Origin of the sequence: Pseudomonas rhodesiae, from assembly GCF_007858255.1 — a bacterium.
Classification (GTDB): domain Bacteria; phylum Pseudomonadota; class Gammaproteobacteria; order Pseudomonadales; family Pseudomonadaceae; genus Aquipseudomonas; species Aquipseudomonas rhodesiae.
In genome coordinates this window covers 240459-258182 of record NZ_VFEU01000005.1, presented here as the reverse complement: position 1 = coordinate 258182, position 17724 = coordinate 240459, and the positions used below count along the sequence as shown (strand labels likewise).

Genomic DNA, 17724 nt, shown 5'->3' with positions numbered 1-17724 from the left:
TATGGGAGTGCAGGGGCGCTGCAAAAAAACATAATAAAAATATTGGAGTGCTTCATGAAAACCACCGTAAAGCTCGGCCTCGTTGCCTCCTGCCTGAGTCTGCCATTCGGCGCCCAGGCCCTGGAATTCGCCGGTTACCTGCGCAGTGGCGCGGGGACTTCCACGGGCAGTGGCCCACAGCAGTGTTTCCAGTTGCCGGGGGCGCAAACCAAATACCGTCTGGGCAACGAATGCGAGCAGTACGCCGAACTGGAACTGCGTCAGGACTTGTTGACCTTCGACGATGGCTCGGTACTCAGCGTCGATGCGATGGCCTCGCTCTACAACAAGTACGACCGCGCCCTTAAATTCCAAGGCGAAGACAACGGCTCGGCGCGCATGCCGCAGATGTATGCGCAATGGTCGAACCTGCCTGCCCTCAACGGCGGTTCGCTGTGGGCCGGTCGGCGTTACTACAAACGTAACGACATCCATATTTCCGACTTCTACTACTGGAACCAGAGCGCCACGGGCGGCGGTATCGAGGACGTGCTGATCGGCGACCTCAAGTACAGCTATGCGATTTCCCGCAAGGACAACCTGTACCAGAAGGAATACGCCACCCGTCACGATTTCAACGTCGCGGGCTTCAAGACCAACCCCGGCGGCGAGCTGGAGCTGGGCTTGAGCTATATCGAAAAGGCCGGTGGGCGTGATACCCACAGCGGTTGGGCGCTGACCGCGCAGCATGTGCAAAAACCCTTCCTGGGCGGCAAGAACAAATTCGCCCTGCAGTACGGCGAAGGCCCCGGCACCGGCCTGGGCTACACCGGCAATACCTTCCTGGACAACAGCAGCAAAAGTTATCGCGCCGTGGAGTTTTTCGACTGGCAGGTGACCCCGCGTTTCGGTGGGCAGATCGAGGCGGTGTACCAGAAGGACATTCGCCCCGGCAGCCAGGATCAGACCTGGATGTCCATCGGCGTACGACCTGCGTATGCGCTCAGCGAACAATTCAAACTGGTCACCGAACTGGGGCACGATCAAGTCGACGCCACCGGCGGCACGCGCAAACTGAGCAAATTCACCTTCGCCCCGACCTGGTCGCCCAAAGGCCCGGATTTCTGGGCGCGACCGGAAGTGCGCTTGTACTACACCTATGCGACCTGGAACGAAGCGGCCAAGCGTGCGGCGAATGAACTGGCGGCGGGCTCGGCGTTGTCCGACACCGGTTCCTATGGCACGGCGCGGCATGGGTCGAACGTGGGCGTGCAGGTTGAATACTGGTGGAAGTAAGACACCCCTGGCATACGCATCCACCCCGTGATTTTTACAGAACAAAACTGCAGGTGAAGTCATGATCGCAACGCAACCCCTGGAATTGCGGGCGCCCTTGTCGGGTGTACTGCTGGCGCTGGACAAGGTGCCCGACCCGGTATTCGCCAGCCGCATGATCGGCGACGGCCTGTGCATCGACCCAACATCGCAGACCCTCTGCGCGCCGCTGGCCGGGGTGATCAGCAATATCCAGGACACTGGGCATGCGGTCAGCATCACCGATGACAACGGCGTGCAGGTGCTGATGCATATCGGCCTGGACACCGTAAGCCTGGCCGGCAAGGGCTTCACCCGTCTGGTCGAGGAAGGCCAGCGGGTGGAGGCGGGGCAAGCCCTGATCGAATTCGATGCCGACTATGTGGCGCTCAACGCACGCAGTGTGCTGACCCTGATGCTGGTGGTCAGCGGCGAGCCCTTCACGCCTTTGGCAAACGGCCTGGTAGAACTGGGCCAGCCCGTGTTGCAGGTAGCCCCTGGCAATCGGATAGAAGAGGCCGATGAGGAGGAGGGCGACGCCCTGTTCTCCAAGCCCCTGACCTTGCCGAATGCCAACGGCCTGCACGCCCGCCCGGCGGCTGTATTGGCCCAGGCCGCGAAAGCGTTTAGCGCAAGCATCTACCTGCACAAGCAAACCCAGAGCGCCAATGCCAAATCGCTGGTGGCGATCATGGCCCTGCAAACCGTGCAGGGCGACAGCTTGCAAGTGAGTGCGGCGGGGGAAGACGCCGAGGCCGCGATCGCGGCGTTGGTTGCGTTGTTGACGCAAGGCTGTGGTGAGGCCGTTACGACACCGACAGCGGTGTTGCCGGCCACGCTGCTAAGGGGCGTGTGTGCATCGCCGGGGGCGGCGTTCGGCCAAGTGTTTCAAGTGGCCGAGCCTGTGTTGAACATCACCGAGCAGGGCGCCGGGCAGGCCGTTGAGCAGGCAGCGTTGGCCCGTGGTCTGGCGGCCGCGACCCAAGCGCTTCAAGCCTTGCAGGACGATGCCGTCGGCAGTGCCCAGGCGGAGATCTTTCGTGCCCATCAGGAACTGCTTGAAGACCCGACATTACTGGAACAAGCCCACGGATTATTGGCCGAGGGCAAGAGCGCAGCCTTTGCCTGGAACCGCGCCACCGCCGCCACCGTGGAACTCTTCCAGGGCTTGGGCAATGCGCTGATCGCTGAGCGGGCAGCGGACCTGGCGGATGTCGGCCAGCGTGTGTTGAAACTGATCCTCGGCATTCAAGACAGCGCCTGGGACTTGCCCGAGCGCGCGATCCTGATCGCCGAGCAACTCACCCCTTCGCAAACCGCCAGCCTGGACACGCGCAAGGTGCTGGGCTTTGTCACGGTCGGCGGCGGCGCCACCAGCCATGTCGCCATCCTCGCCCGGGCCCTTGGCCTGCCGGCGATTTGCGGCGTATCGCCTGAAGTGCTGGCGCTGGCCAACGCTCGGTATGTCTTGTTGGACGCCGATCAGGGTACGTTGCAGTTGGACCCGGACCTGGCGCAAATCGAGCAGTTGGAAACGGCGCGCGCGCAACAGCTACTGCGTCATCAGCGGGACATGGCGCAGGCCGGTGTTCCTGCAATCACCCGCGATGGGCATCATGTCGAAGTCACCGCCAACGTTGCTTCGTTGCCGGAAGTGGAGCAGTCCCTGGGCCTGGGCGGCGAAGGCGTCGGCCTGCTGCGTTCGGAATTTCTCTACCTGGACCGCAACCGCGCCCCCAGCCCCGACGAACAAGCCGCCACCTACACCGCCATCGCCCGTGCCTTGGGCACCGAGCGCAATCTGGTGGTGCGCACCCTGGATGTCGGCGGTGACAAACCTTTGGCCTATGTGCCGATGGAGGCCGAGAACAACCCATTCCTCGGTCTGCGCGGCATTCGCCTATGCCTGGAGCGGCCGCAATTGTTGCGCGAACAGTTCCGCGCGATTCTCGCCAGCGCCGGTTTCGCGCGGCTGCATATCATGCTGCCGATGGTCAGCCTGCTCTCTGAGTTGCACCTGGCTCGGCGGATTCTTCAAGAAGAAGCAGCGACGCTCGGGCTCGCGACGCTACCGAAACTGGGCATCATGATCGAAGTGCCGTCCGCTGCATTGATGGCGGACGTCTTCGCTCCCCATGTGGACTTTTTCTCCATCGGCACCAATGACCTGACCCAATACACCCTGGCCATGGACCGTGACCATCCGCGCCTGGCCAGTCAGGCCGACAGCTTCCACCCGGCGGTATTGCGGCTGATCGACACAACGGTCAAGGCTGCCCATGCCCACGGCAAGTGGGTAGGCGTGTGCGGTGCGTTGGCGTCCGAAGCGCTGGCGGTGCCGGTGTTGATCGGGTTGGGGGTGGATGAGCTGTCGGTCAGCGTCCCGTTGATCCCCACTATCAAGGCCACGGTACGCGAGCTGGACCTGGCTGACTGCCAGATCATCGCCCGTCAGGTCCTGGGCCTGGAAGAAGCCGCCCAAGTGCGCGAGGCATTGCGCATGTACCAGGCGGCCACCGTTGAAACCTCACCTGTCGTGGAGCTTTGAGCATGTTCGAGAAATTGCAGCGGGCGTTCTGGAAGGCACTTACTCCGGATCTGGTGGCGGAAACCGTAGCCGCGCCAACGCAGAATGAGTTGTCGGCCGAGGTGCTGAGTGCGTTGGGCGGGGCGGATAACCTCAAGTCGCAACAGCGCGTGGCACTGACGCGGGTGCGGGTGCAATTGGAGGATGCGGGGCGGCTGGATGAGGCGGGGTTAAGGGCGTCGGGTATTGCGGGCGTGATGGTGTTACCGGGCGGCGTAGTCCATCTGCTCACCGGCCTTTGAGCCAAGTAAAGCCAATTGGCGGTGTCTGAAATATTGCGCTCAGAGTGGTGGGGTGTCTTCCGGCGGCTTGGTCTTGTCGATACCCGGCACATGCAGGTTGCCTTCGACCACCTGGTTGCCTTCCAGCTGCGGCTGGGTCACCCAGGTGAGAATGTCGTAGTAGCGCCGGATGTTCGCCACGAAGTGCACCGGTTCGCCGCCCCGCGCGTAACCGTAGCGGGTCTTGCTATACCACTGCTTCTGCGACAGGCGCGGCAGCATCTTCTTTACGTCCAGCCATTTGTTCGGGTTCAGGCCTTCGCGCTTGGCCAACGTGCGAGCGTCTTCAAGATGGCCGGTGCCCACGTTGTAGGCGGCGAGGGCGAACCAGGTGCGGTCCGGTTCGGCGATCTTGTCGTCCAGTTCGTCCTTGATCTTGGCCAGGTACTTGGCGCCGCCCATGATGCTTTGCCGGGCATCCAGACGGTTGGACACGCCCATCGCCTGGGCGGTGTTCTGGGTCAGCATCATCAGGCCGCGCACGCCAGTCTTGGAGGTGACGGCCGGCTGCCACAGTGATTCCTGGTAACCGATGGCCGCCAGCAGGCGCCAATCGACCTTTTCTGCCTTGGCATATGCCCGGAAGTGCTTTTCATATTTGGGCAGGCGTTGCTGCAAATGCTGGGCGAAGGTATAGGCGCCGACGTAACCCAGTACGTCGACATGCCCGTAATAGCGGTCTTTTAGCCGTTGCAGGGTGCCGTTCTTCTGCACCTTGTCGAGGTAACTGTTGACCTCGTTGAGCAGGCTGTTGTCATCCCCTGCGGCCACGGCCCAGCTCTGGTTGCTGGCATTGCCCAAGTCGAAGGCCACGCGCACATTGGGGAAGTACACCTGGTTCATGGCCACTTCGTTGGAGTCCACCAGGGTCAGGTCGATTTGGCCCTCGTCCACCATGCGCAGCAAATCGACCACCTCGACCGCGTCGGATTCTTCGTATTCGATGGCAGGATTTTGCTTTTTGAGCTCGGCCAGTTGTTCGGCGTGGGTGCTGCCCTTGAGCACCATGATCTTCTTGCCCACCAGATCCGCCGCGTTGGTCGGCCGCGATTGGCCGTTGCGGTAGATGATCTGTGGAGTGACTTCCAAATAAGGATGGGAGAAACGCACTTGTTGCTGACGCTGTTCGCTGCTCACCAGGCCGGCGGCGGCGAGCACCGGGCCGTTGGGTTTGCCCAACTGGCCGAACAGGTCGTCAAGGTTGTCGGCGGTCTCGATTTCCAGCTTCACCCCAAGGTCATCGGCAAAGCGCTTGACCAGTTCGTACTCGAAACCGGTTTCACCGTTGCGGTCCTGGAAATAAGTGGCTGGACTGTTTCGAGTAACCACCCGCAATACGCCATCCTCCTTGATTCGCTCGAGCGTGCTGGGTTTATCAACACAGGCGCTGAGCATCAGGAAGAGTCCGGTTGCGATGAGCCATCTGGCGCATCGCGGGCGCAAAGCAGTTGGGGAGAACATCTGCGCAGTATACGCAAACGGCCCACGGCGCCATATCTCGACAGCGCAGGACTTGTCTGCTAGCGCTGCCAAAACTGTGCTGCAGCCCGCAGAAATGGGCGTTGGCGGGCGTTTGTGACGGTTAAAATAACTGCGCGGAATGCAGCGGATGCCGCCGCGATAAGGTGCAATCGCGGCCAACTGACGTTCGGCAGCGGCCAGCGATGCCGTTTCGGGTGCCGTTGGCGGCGGTTTACGCTAGAATGCACGGCCTCAAAGCACACCCCTTCCCGAGGCTGTCCCGAAGATGTTGATCCTGCGCGGCGCTCCTGCCCTTTCTGCCTTTCGCCACAGCAAACTCCTTGAGCAACTGAGCCAGAAGGTTCCAGCTGTTACAGGCTTGTACGCTGAATTTGCTCACTTCGCCGACGTGAGCGGCGTTTTGACCGCCGACGAACAGCAAGTGCTGGCACGCCTTCTGAAGTACGGCCCAAGCGTTCCCGTTCAAGAGCCGACCGGCCGCTTGTTCCTGGTTCTGCCACGGTTCGGCACCATCTCGCCCTGGTCGAGCAAGGCCAGCGACATTGCCCGTAACTGCGGCCTGTCGAATATCCAGCGCCTGGAACGCGGTATCGCCTTCTACGTCGCCGGGCAGTTCAGCGAGGCCGAAGCCGAGCTGATCGCCAGCAGCCTGCACGACCGCATGACCCAGATCATCGTTGGTCAGTTGGAACAGGCCGCCGGTCTGTTCAGCCATGCCGAGCCCAAGCCGCTGACCGCGATTGATGTGCTCGGCGGTGGCCGCGCCGCCCTCGAGAAGGCCAACACCGAACTGGGCCTGGCCCTGGCCGAAGACGAGATCGACTATCTGGTCAACGCCTTCAACGGCCTCAAGCGTAACCCCCACGACATCGAACTGATGATGTTCGCCCAGGCCAACTCCGAGCATTGCCGTCACAAGATCTTCAACGCCAGTTGGGACATCGACGGCGAAAGCCAGGAAAAAAGCCTGTTCGGCATGATCAAGAACACCTACGTGATGCACAGCGAAGGTGTTCTTTCTGCTTATAAGGACAACGCCTCGGTAATCGTCGGCTCCGTCGCCGGCCGTTTCTTCCCGGACCCCGAGACCCGCCAGTACGGCGCGGTGCAGGAGCCGGTGCATATCCTGATGAAGGTCGAGACCCACAACCACCCGACCGCGATTGCCCCGTTCCCAGGCGCAGCCACCGGTTCCGGCGGCGAGATCCGCGACGAAGGTGCTACCGGTCGCGGCGCCAAGCCCAAGGCCGGCCTCACCGGTTTCACCGTCTCCAACCTGCAGATCCCGGGCTTCGAACAGCCGTGGGAAGTGCCGTACGGCAAGCCCGAGCGCATCGTCAACGCGCTGGACATCATGATCGAAGGCCCGCTGGGCGGCGCCGCGTTCAATAACGAGTTCGGCCGTCCGGCCCTGACCGGCTACTTCCGTACCTTTGAACAGTCCATCACCACCCCCCGTGGCGATGAAGTGCGCGGTTACCACAAGCCGATCATGCTGGCCGGCGGCATGGGCAACATCCGTGAAGAACACGTCAAGAAAGGCGAGATCCTGGTCGGCTCCAAGCTGATCGTGCTCGGCGGCCCGGCGATGCTGATCGGCCTGGGCGGCGGCGCTGCTTCCTCCATGGCCACCGGCACCAGCTCGGCGGACCTGGACTTCGCGTCCGTACAGCGCGAAAACCCGGAAATGGAACGCCGTTGCCAGGAAGTCATCGACCGTTGCTGGCAACTGGGTGACAAGAACCCCATCAGCTTTATCCACGACGTCGGCGCGGGCGGTCTGTCCAACGCCTTCCCGGAGCTGGTCAACGATGGCGACCGTGGCGGCCGCTTCGAACTGCGCAATATTCCAAACGACGAGCCGGGCATGGCCCCGCACGAAATCTGGAGTAACGAATCCCAGGAGCGTTACGTGCTGGCCGTCGGCGCCGACGACTTCGCGCGCTTCCAGGCCATCTGCGAGCGTGAGCGCTGCCCGTTTGCCGTGGTCGGCGAAGCCACTGCCGAACCGCAACTGACCGTCACCGACAGCCACTTCGGCAACAGCCCGGTGGACATGCCCCTCGAAGTGCTGCTGGGCAAAGCCCCGCGCATGCACCGTTCGGCGGTACGTGAAACCGAACTGGGCGATGATTTCGACCCAAGCAAGCTGGAACTGGCCGACAGCATCGAACGCGTGCTGCATCACCCGGCCGTGGCGAGCAAGAGCTTCCTGATCACCATCGGCGACCGCACCATCACCGGCCTGGTGGCCCGTGACCAAATGGTCGGCCCGTGGCAGGTCCCGGTGGCTGACGTGGCCGTCACCGCCACCAGCTTCGACGTTTATACCGGTGAAGCCATGGCCATGGGCGAGCGTACCCCGCTGGCCCTGCTGGACGCTCCGGCGTCGGGCCGCATGGCCATTGGTGAAACCCTCACCAACATCGCCGCGTCGCGCATCGGCAAGCTGTCCGACATCAAATTGTCGGCCAACTGGATGTCTGCCGCCGGCCACCCGGGTGAAGACGCGCGCCTGTACGACACCGTGAAAGCCGTCGGCATGGAGCTGTGCCCTGAGCTGGGCATTACCATCCCGGTGGGCAAGGACTCGATGTCCATGGCCACCCGCTGGAACGAAGACGGCACCGACAAGAGCGTCACCTCGCCGCTGTCGCTGATCGTCACCGGTTTTGCGCCGGTTACCGACATCCGCCAGACCCTCACCCCGCAACTGCGCATGGACAAGGGCACCACTGACCTGGTGCTGATCGACCTGGGCCGTGGCCAGAACCGCATGGGCGCCTCGATCCTGGCGCAGACCCACGGCAAGCTCGGCAAGCAGGCCCCGGACGTCGACGACGCCGAAGACCTCAAAGCCTTCTTCGCCGTGATCCAGGGCCTTAACGCCGACGGCCACCTGCTGGCCTACCACGACCGTTCCGACGGCGGCTTGCTGACCAGCGTCGTGGAAATGGCCTTCGCCGGTCACTGCGGCCTGAACATCGTGCTCGACAGCGTTGCCGAGGATGCCTCCGAGATCAACGGCATCCTGTTCAACGAAGAGTTGGGTGCAGTGATCCAGGTCCGTCAGGACGCCACTCCGGATGTGCTGGCTCAGTTCAGCGCGGCCGGCCTGGCCGATTGCGTCGCGGTGATCGGTCAGCCGATCAACAACGGCGAAATCAATATCTCCTTCAACGGCGACACCGTGTTCAGCGGCCAGCGTCGTCTGCTGCAACGCCAGTGGGCCGAGACCAGCTACCAGATCCAACGCCTGCGCGATAACGCCGACTGCGCCGAGCAGGAATTCGACGTGATCCTGGAAGAAGACAACCCGGGCCTGAGCACCAAGCTCAGCTTCGACGTCAACCAGGACATCGCCGCGCCGTACATCAAGAAAGGCATCCGCCCACAGGTGGCGGTGCTGCGTGAGCAGGGCGTCAACGGTCAGGTGGAAATGGCGGCGGCGTTCGACCGCGCCGGCTTCAATGCGATCGACGTGCACATGAGCGACATCCTCGCCGGTCGCGTCGACCTCAACGAGTTCAAGGGCCTGGTGGCCTGTGGCGGTTTCTCCTATGGCGACGTGCTGGGTGCCGGCGAAGGCTGGGCCAAGTCGGCGCTGTTCAACAGCCGTGCCCGCGATGCGTTCCAGGGCTTCTTCGAGCGCAACGACAGCTTCACCCTGGGTGTGTGCAACGGTTGCCAGATGATGTCCAACCTTCACGAGCTGATCCCGGGCAGCGAGTTCTGGCCGCACTTTGTGCGCAACCGCTCCGAGCAGTTCGAAGCCCGTGTCGCCATGGTGCAGGTGCAGGAGTCCAACTCGATCTTCCTGCAAGGCATGGCCGGTTCGCGCATGCCGATCGCCATCGCCCACGGTGAAGGCCATGCCGAGTTCGAAAGCGAAGAGGCACTGCTGGAAGCCGACCTGTCCGGCACCGTGGCCCTGCGTTTCGTCGACAACCACGGCAAGGTCACCGAGACCTACCCGGCCAACCCGAACGGCTCGCCGCGCGGGATCACCGGCCTGACCAGCCGCGACGGCCGCGTGACCATCATGATGCCGCACCCAGAGCGCGTGTTCCGCGCCGTGCAGAACTCGTGGCGTCCGGAAGAGTGGAACGAAGACGGTGCCTGGATGCGCATGTTCCGCAACGCGCGCGTGTGGGTGAACTGAGGCGGTGTACAAGCTCAGCTTCTTTGTGCCCGACAGCCATGTGGAGACGGTGAAAACCGCCGTCTTTGCAGCTGGCGGCGGGCGCATCGGCGACTACGACAGCTGCGCCTGGCAAGTGCTGGGCCGCGGCCAGTTTCGCGCGTTGGACGGCAGCCAGCCGTTTCTCGGGCAAGTCGGCGAGGTTGAAGTGGTCGATGAGTGGAAAGTTGAGATGGTGGTGGCGGACGATTTGATCGTAGCCGCAGTGGCTGCGTTAAAGCTCAGCCATCCCTACGAAACACCTGCGTATGAAGTGTGGTCGTTGGCGGATTTCTGATCTGCCGGCAGCCACTCCAAGCAACCCGCCGAGCCTTTATGGTCGGCGGGTTTTTTGTGGCCGGTGTTCAGGGGGCCGGTGTCAGTTTCACCTCTTCCCTCAAGGCTTCGATCAGGGTGTTCTGGAACTCGAAGCGCTGTTCTTTCATGTTCCAGCGGTCGATGAAAAACAGCCCGTTGTCATCTACCTGAATTGGCGTGGAAACGATCTCGCCGCTACGGGAGCGGTGCAGGATGTTGGTTTCGGCAGCTGATGGGCGTTCCACCAGAAAGTAACCGGGTCGAGTCAGTTTCGAGCGGTCGGCGGCAGGAAAGGGCAGGGGCGTCTGGGTGCCTGCGATACCGACGTCTAGCTTGAAGTCGCTACGCACGGCAAGCCAGTAGGCGCCCTGGATGTCCGTCTCCCAATAACCGCGATGCAGGCTGCGCGACAGGGTGGGCGCGACGTCGCGAATATGCAGGCTGATGGCGCCCTGCAATTCGGCCAGCCCCGGCACCCCGAGCTGGGTATTGGTGTGGCCGCTGCCTACGAACGCCACCCATTTGTGCGGGCCATGGGCTGCCTGGTCGGCCTTGATTATCTGAGCGGCAAAATAGCTGAACAGTTGATTGCGATCGGTGATGCCCTCCAGGCCTTTGACGTGATAGCTGGCGGTGCAGTCCAGGGCGCGAACGCGAATGCCGTATTTGCCGGCGGCCTGAACCACTTCGGAATAACTGTTAGGGCCTCGATACAGTGGCATATGCCCGCTGTCCTGGCGCTTTAGGTAAGCCTTGAGTTCGTCGGGCAGGCGCTGGGTGCGATGGAACAGGTCCAGTTGTGCCTGATGCAGGTCGGTCAGCAGGTGCTCGACATATAAGGTTTTGAAGCCTTGTTGCTTGAGGGTCTTCATCTGTTTGCGCAGGAATGCTTTGCTGGCCTGGGCCGAGTGGGCTTCGCCAATCACCAGCCCCGAGAACGTGCTGTCACTGACCTGCTTGAGGAAAGCTTCCGGTGTGGTGTCCGTTCTCAGGTGCGGCAGTTCCGGTCGGGGCGTGGCGTGATAGTCGGCAAAAAACGCTCGGGCCCTGGCCTTCAACTGCGTGCGTAGCGCCACAAAGGCATCGAATGCTTCACGACTGCGGGCACCGCTGGGGGCGTAACGCGTGTCCAGGCCCCTGGGGTGTTCGGCCAGGCTGGCGATGTCGTCCCTGAAGGTCGGCGCAATGTCGAACTCACTGAAGTGACCGGGCTGGGGTGCACTCTCCGCGATACTGGGTTGGGGGGCTTTGTAGTCGGTGTGCAGGGTCATACGGTAATCGGCCTTGGCCAGTCCATCGCCGGGAATCGCGCCGGGAGTATCCAGCCAAAGGCCGACAGGCTGGTTCGCGCCCACGTCGTCGATGCGCAACGCCACCGCATTGTGCAGGTCGGCCAGCCCCGGGGTTTGATTGAAGCTGCGCATCCGGGACGGTTCGACCAAGGCCACCCAGCGTTCATCCATGGCGTCGACGCTGTCGGCTTGAATCACTTTATGGGAGTAGAAGTTTCTCAGGTCATTGCCCCGTGGCGTGGTGGACGGCGTATTACCGAGCAGGGTCAGCGAGTCTTCGAGTTGATAGGACGTCGTGGCATCGAGGGCGCAGATTTGCACCTTTTTTTCCTGCGCTTTACCTAGCAGGGCAGCGTAGGAAAACTCCGCGTCGTCGGCGATGCCGAAGGCGCTGTCGATACTCCGCATATGCTGCTGGATGTGCCGCCAGGACTGGCCCTTGTTGAATTTCTCCAGTTTCGGCCGGAACACGTCCCCCGGCAGGTATTCCACGTACAGGCGCTTGAAGCCTTTTTCGATCAGGGCGTCCATCTGTTGCATCAGCACCTGTTTACTGGCGATGGAGCCGGGTACCGCCCCAATGACCAGGTTCTTGTTGCCGGCGAACACATCGCTGTCGAGCAGTTGCCTGAAGGTTGTGCTCGCCTCTATGGGCGGCGCGGGCGCGCGGGTGGGGATCGGGTCGAGGAATCGGAAAAAATTGCGCGCATCCTTGATCAGCCGCTCGACTTTTTGCACGTAAACCGGCTGCAAGTGTTTCACGCTGTCGGCCGCGGACGACAACACCGTATAGGCCGGCACGTCGCGTTCGCGGCCCAGCCGTATGAGTTCTTCGCGCACGTTCGGGTTGATCACCGTCGTCAGGTCGCGCCAGTGTTTCTCCGGCATTTCATACTGGGCAAACGGTTGGGGTGTCTCTGGTAGCGTTTCATATTTCGGGCCGCCGCCGGCCACTCCGGTACGACGCCATACGCCCTCGGCATTGGGGGCGGCCACGCGGGTGGTCGAGACCAACCTGCCGCTGAGCGGATCGAGCCGATACAGCAAATAGCGCCCGATCACATCCGGCGTACGGCTCGCCCACAAGGCTTGCCCTTCGAACATCACCGGCTGCATGTTGGCGGGCACCGCAGGGGCGGGCTCCAGTTGCCGGATCAATTTCATGGCGCGCAGGTGTTCGTTCTTGGCTGCGGCCAGACGCAACGGTTTGCCAGTCGGCTTGAAGCCGCGCAATACCGGGCGCAAGTCGGTGAACACCGCGCCGGCGCTGTTGAACAGGTACCCGGCCAGGTGTTCCAGTGTCGCGCCGGTGTCGCCCTGGTGATAGGCGTGCAGGGCGAGCATGGCGTCCTTGAAAGCCAGCAACATCCCGGTGCTCAGGCTCAGCACCGGGTAGGGCGCGGTGGCGATAGCGGTGACCCATTCCACACAGGTCCAGAGAATGCCGGTCACCATTTGCGTGCGGTTGACCGTGGTGCCTGTGACGTTGTCGATCTTGCGTTGCAGTTTCATGTTGTACAGCAGCTGGCGCAGGTCGGTAACAGGCGGCACGCCGGCTATGGCGTCGTAGCGCGCCGGACTGAGGCTGGTGCTATCCAAGTGCGCGGGCAGCAGGCGCCGCGCTTCTTCCAGAAAGCGGCGCACTCGCACCTGGGATTGAACGCCGACCCGGTTGACCAGGTAGCCGATCCAGCCGGGCTGGGTCTTGAGCAGGTAATTGAACAGCCGAGCCTCGCGAAAACTGATGCCGTCGGGCGCTTGCGGGGTGTACAGCAGGACCGGGTTGTCGGCGTGGCTGAACAGGTAGGTGTCGATCACCCAATCGCCATCGATCATCAAGCGGTGGATGGCGTAGGTCTTGCGGGTCTGCACGGTGGTGTCGCCCAGGCTGGCGATGCTTTTTTTCAGCCAATTCAAGTCCACCCCGGCGATGTCGCCTTTGAGCTGCGCCTCGATGGCGGCACTGAGCAACTGGCGTTGGGTGATGGCCAGAATGGCATTGCGCCGGAAGTCATAGGCCGGGCTGTCGGCATTCAGCAGCTCGCGTCTGACTTTGTCTGTGTAGCGCTGACCGATCCACACCCCGGTGACCGAGCGCGCGACCTTTTCGGCGGTCAGTGCGCTCAGGTCGATACCCTCCGGGCCCCTGAAAGTAGCCGAGCGGGAAAATTTCTCATCGAGAAAGCCCACCCCGTCGGCGTAGCCGTCGCGAAACAATTGGGTGTAGGTCATCGGTTCGGGGCGCGAGGCAAGAACTAATGTCGGCGGGGCATAGACCCAGACGGTATCCGGGTCGACGTCATTCCCTGGGCGGCCCAGCAGGCCATTCAAGCGTTGTCGGGCCTGGTCATGGAGGTAGGTGTTGAAGCTGTGGAAATTAGCCTCCGAGAGCGGATGTTCGTGGTAGGCCTGCAGCGCCCCTTCGGCGTCCTCGGCGGCGGTCACCAGTTGTTTGCGCACCTCATCGGTGGTCGAGCGGTACCAGTTCGGGGTGCTGAACGCATAGTCGTCGATACGCGCCGACAGCACATGGCGCGACATCGCTTGCAGGCATTCGGCGTGGCTGGCGGTGGTGCTGAAGGTGACCTCTTTGTATTCCTCGGCGTGGTATTTGAGGCTCAGGTTGCTGAGTACGTGCTGCATCGCCGCGCGAAAGCGCAGCGGCACGCGGGTGATCAGGTAATCGGTCATGCTCCCCGGCGCGGCCTTCAGGCCGTTGTCCAAGGTCCAGCCGAGGATATGTTGCTGGCAGGCCCGTTCCGTGTCGAAGGCCTTGAATTGCTGGTCGCGCGGCGCTTCAGGGGTGCACAGCAGCACGCGGTCCACGACGCCGCTGGCGTTCGTGCGGCGCAGCACCCACAGGTCCTGAAGCTGTGCGCCGTGCAGCGACAGGGTATTGGCCCCCACGGTGGCGGCGCTGAGCTGCGGGTCGGTGCCTTCGCGCAGACGCTCAAGCAGTTGCAGGTCGCTCTCCAGCAGATGACCTTGCAGGTGGGCGATATACGCCAATGCGACGATACGTTGATCGAGCATGTGCTCAACCGCGCGCCGCACTTCTGCCCGGCCATGCAGATCGCGTTGCGCATCGGCGAAGTCCAGGCGCGGTTGCAGGGTGGCCATTTGCTGCGCCAGCCAGGCGACGTTCAGATCCTGATAGGCCGCTGGCAGGGGCGCATCCTGGTAGGTGAGGACGGTGTTGGCGAGGAAGTCGGAGCCCGGCTTTTCATCGTCGGTGTGCAGGCCGCGCAAGGCTAGCTCGATCAGCGTGCGGTCGTGATCGTAATGGCCGACATTGGGTACGAAGCGTCGGGTGCTGACCAGCAGGTGCTGGGGTTCCAGGTCGTGGATGTCCAACTCGTCCGCCAGCCGTTCCAGCCATTGATAGCGTGCCAGCGTGCGGGGGGTGGTGGCCGGGTTCAACACCTCCAGCATTGCCCGGCGCGCCTGATCGTAGCCCTTGAGGCGCTCGGCCAGGGTGCTGCGCGCAACCTCGCTGGCGCTGCGGTACCAGTCCGGCGCGCTGTAACGCAGGCAGCGTTCGAGCAGGGTCTGGGCTCGCAGTTCAAGGCGGGCGGTGAGGTCGGGCAGGGCGGCCTCGATGGCATGCTCGACAGCCTCAATGAGTTGCGCGGCGTTCTGGTCCGGGTTGTCCACAAGGCTTAACGCGCGCTCGATGTCCAGGGTGCGCCGGTCGATCAGCACGTCGTTGACGTGCTCGAACAGCGGCTTATCGCTGATGGGCGACAGCGTCAGCGGCCAGATTCCGCTGCTACCCAGCGCTTGGTAGCGCACTGGCAGCAGCGCCCTGAATTCCTCGGTGCTGGCGGGGTGTTCGAACTGCTGGTGCAAGCGTCTGTCCAGCAGCGCCAATGAATCGAATGACTCGACGCCCCGCGCCGGAGTGAACAGCAGCACCTGGCCGACATCCAGCGGGGCGGTGAGGCTGCTCGGCACGGGATGGTTTTTTTCGGTCACCACAAACGCACCGGCCAGCTCGACGGTCTGCTCCTGATAGCTGAAGCGCAACGCATACAGCCCCGGGCGCAGGGTTGGGTACAGCGACACCTTTTCAAGCATCGCGCCTTCTTGTGGGTGCAACAGCCGATCCTGCACGCCGAGCTTGGCTTCGTGGGTCAGCGCGATGAAGCCGGCGTCGAAGGTCATAAAGGATTTACGCGGCTTGCCGTCGATCTGGTGGGCCAGATCCAGTTGTCGCAACCGGGTATCGAGGTTGGCCTTGAGGGTGGCGAGCAAGGCTTGTCCTGCTTCGCTGCGCAGATCGCTGTCGCGCAGTGTTCCGTAGTGGACACGGGCATGTTCAAGGTATTGCCGGCGGGCGCCACGGATCAGCCCGTTCAAGCGTTCGAGATAGCGCAGGTCAGGCGAGGGGGCTTTCTCCGGGATCAACAGTGTGGGGGATTCGAGCAGATGCTGGCCGATCTGATTGAGGTAGGCCTTTATCTCATCGAACGTCGGGGCAATAGGGGGGCTGGACGTGCTCACGGGCACATTCTCCATGCTGAGGGAAAGAACCCTTAGCTTGGAGAATGGCGCCGTGAACGGGCTGTAGATAAGTCAGTGGTGCCCCCCGCCGGTCAGGCGTTGAGCGGGCGGGTCAGGCGTTCCAGCGCCTCGCCCAATCCGGTTGCGTTGTCACCGACCAGCAGGTGCCAAACGCCGCTGTCGAGCTGGCTGATGCCCTGGCAGCCCAGCGCCGTCAGTTGCGCTTCGGACAAGGCTGAATCATCGCCCAGCACCACCCGCAGGCGGGTCATGGCCAGCGCTTCCAATTGGCGCACATTCGCGCGTCCGCCCAAGGCGTTCAGCCATTGCTCGGCGTGCTGCTCATTCACCGCTTTCGGTTTATCCACAGGTGCCGCTGCCACCGGTGCGGTAGCGACGAATGACGGCATGGCCAAGCGAATTTCATCGGCGATGCTATCGGCCATCGGCCCGACCACCACCTGCAGGCTGCCACCGTTGCCGGGGCGCACCACGGCCATGGCGCCCAGCGCCTTGAGGTCGGCATCCAGCGCTTTGTTGCGATCCACCATGTCCAGGCGCAGGCGGGTGGTGCAGGCGCCGACGCTGAGCAGGTTGTCCGCACCGCCCAGGGCGCGGATATAGGCGCTGGCGCGTTGGTTGTCGGTCAGTGTTTGCGTCGGCGCGGCTTGGATATCTTCACGCCCCGGCGTTTTCAGGTTGAAGCGGCGGATGCAATAGCTGAACACGCTGTAGTAGATCAGCGCATACGCCAAGCCGACCGGGACCACCAACCAACCATTGGTGGACTTGCCCCAACCCAGCACCATATCGATAAAGCCACCGGAGAAGGTGAAGCCGAGGTGGATGTTCAACATATTGGTGACGGCCATCGACAGACCCGTCAGTACCGCATGGATCAGGTACAAAAATGGCGCGAGGAACATGAACGCGAATTCGATCGGCTCGGTCACCCCGGTCAGAAACGATGTCAGGGCCATCGACAGGAAAATCCCGCCCATGACCTTGCGCCGCTCCGGCAAAGCGTTGCGGTACATCGCCAGGCACGCGGCGGGCAGGCCGAACAGCATCACCGGGAACATGCCGGTCATGAACTGGCCGCCCTTGGGGTCGCCGGCAAAATAGCGGGTCAGGTCGCCCGTGACCACCGCGCCGGTGGCCGGGTCGGTAAAACTGCCGAACACGAACCAGGCCATGTTGTTGAGGATGTGGTGCAGACCGGTAACGATCAGCAGGCGGTTGAACACGCCGAATACGAATGCGCCGAGGCTGCCGCTTTCCATCAGCAGTACGCCGAAGCTGTTGATGCCATGCTGGATCGGTGGCCAGATCAGGCCGAACACCACGCCCAAGCCCACGGCAGAGAACCCGGTGACAATCGGCACAAACCGCCGGCCGCCGAAAAACGCCAGGTACTCCGGCAGCTTGATGTCCTTGAAGCGGTTGTACAGCGCCCCGGCCATCAAGCCGCTGGCGATACCGGCGAGCATCCCCATGTTGATCGTGGTGTCCATCACCTTGAGGGTGGAGATCATCACCAAATAGCCGATGGCCCCGGCCAAGCCGGCGGTGCCGTTATTGTCGCGGGCAAAACCCACGGCGATACCGATGGCGAAGATCAGCGCCAGGTTGGCGAAAATCGCCTGACCGGCATCGTGCATCACCGCAATGTTCAGAAGGTCGGTGTCGCCCAGGCGCAGCAGCAGGCCGGCGATCGGCAGGATCGCAATCGGCAGCATCAGTGCACGGCCCAGGCGTTGCAGGCCTTCGATAAAGTGCTGGTACATG

General features: G+C 62.6%; 8 protein-coding genes. 5 read left to right on the top strand and 3 right to left on the bottom strand.

Annotated features, from left to right (window positions below):
• The first annotated feature begins 54 nt into the window (after positions 1-54).
• From FIV35_RS10160 to FIV35_RS10150, 3 genes are all read left to right on the top strand, one after another.
• Positions 55-1275 (top strand): maltoporin, encoded by a 1221-nt coding sequence (locus tag FIV35_RS10160; protein WP_034139202.1) that lies wholly within the window; start codon positions 55-57, stop codon positions 1273-1275.
• 61 nt (positions 1276-1336) lie between these two features.
• The gene (gene ptsP / locus FIV35_RS10155; protein WP_034139201.1) at positions 1337-3841 is read left to right on the top strand and encodes a phosphoenolpyruvate--protein phosphotransferase; all 2505 of its coding nucleotides are present in this window, start codon (positions 1337-1339) and stop codon (positions 3839-3841) included.
• A 2-nt stretch (positions 3842-3843) separates the two neighbouring features.
• Positions 3844-4122, top strand: coding sequence for a PTS sugar transporter subunit IIB (locus FIV35_RS10150; protein ID WP_034100369.1), 279 nt, complete (start codon positions 3844-3846; stop codon positions 4120-4122).
• A gap of 39 nt (positions 4123-4161) precedes the next feature.
• On the opposite strand, the gene mltF is transcribed toward FIV35_RS10150, so the two are convergent.
• Positions 4162-5622, bottom strand: coding sequence for a membrane-bound lytic murein transglycosylase MltF (gene mltF, locus FIV35_RS10145; protein WP_034100367.1), 1461 nt, complete (start codon positions 5620-5622; stop codon positions 4162-4164).
• A 286-nt stretch (positions 5623-5908) separates the two neighbouring features.
• Between mltF and purL the strand changes: the two genes are divergently transcribed.
• Together purL and FIV35_RS10135 are read left to right on the top strand one after the other, a co-directional pair.
• A complete protein-coding gene (gene purL, locus FIV35_RS10140; protein WP_034139200.1) occupies positions 5909-9805 on the top strand; it encodes a phosphoribosylformylglycinamidine synthase in 3897 nt (1298 codons plus the stop codon).
• A gap of 4 nt (positions 9806-9809) precedes the next feature.
• Complete coding sequence (locus tag FIV35_RS10135) at positions 9810-10121, top strand: YqfO family protein (RefSeq protein WP_034139199.1); 312 nt, start codon at positions 9810-9812, stop codon at positions 10119-10121.
• A gap of 67 nt (positions 10122-10188) precedes the next feature.
• On the opposite strand, the gene FIV35_RS10130 is transcribed toward FIV35_RS10135, so the two are convergent.
• Complete coding sequence (locus FIV35_RS10130) at positions 10189-15936, bottom strand: membrane-targeted effector domain-containing toxin (protein WP_034139198.1); 5748 nt, start codon at positions 15934-15936, stop codon at positions 10189-10191.
• A 92-nt stretch (positions 15937-16028) separates the two neighbouring features.
• Complete coding sequence (nagE, locus tag FIV35_RS10125) at positions 16029-17723, bottom strand: N-acetylglucosamine-specific PTS transporter subunit IIBC (protein ID WP_034139197.1); 1695 nt, start codon at positions 17721-17723, stop codon at positions 16029-16031.
• Between the last annotated feature and the right edge of the window lies 1 nt (position 17724).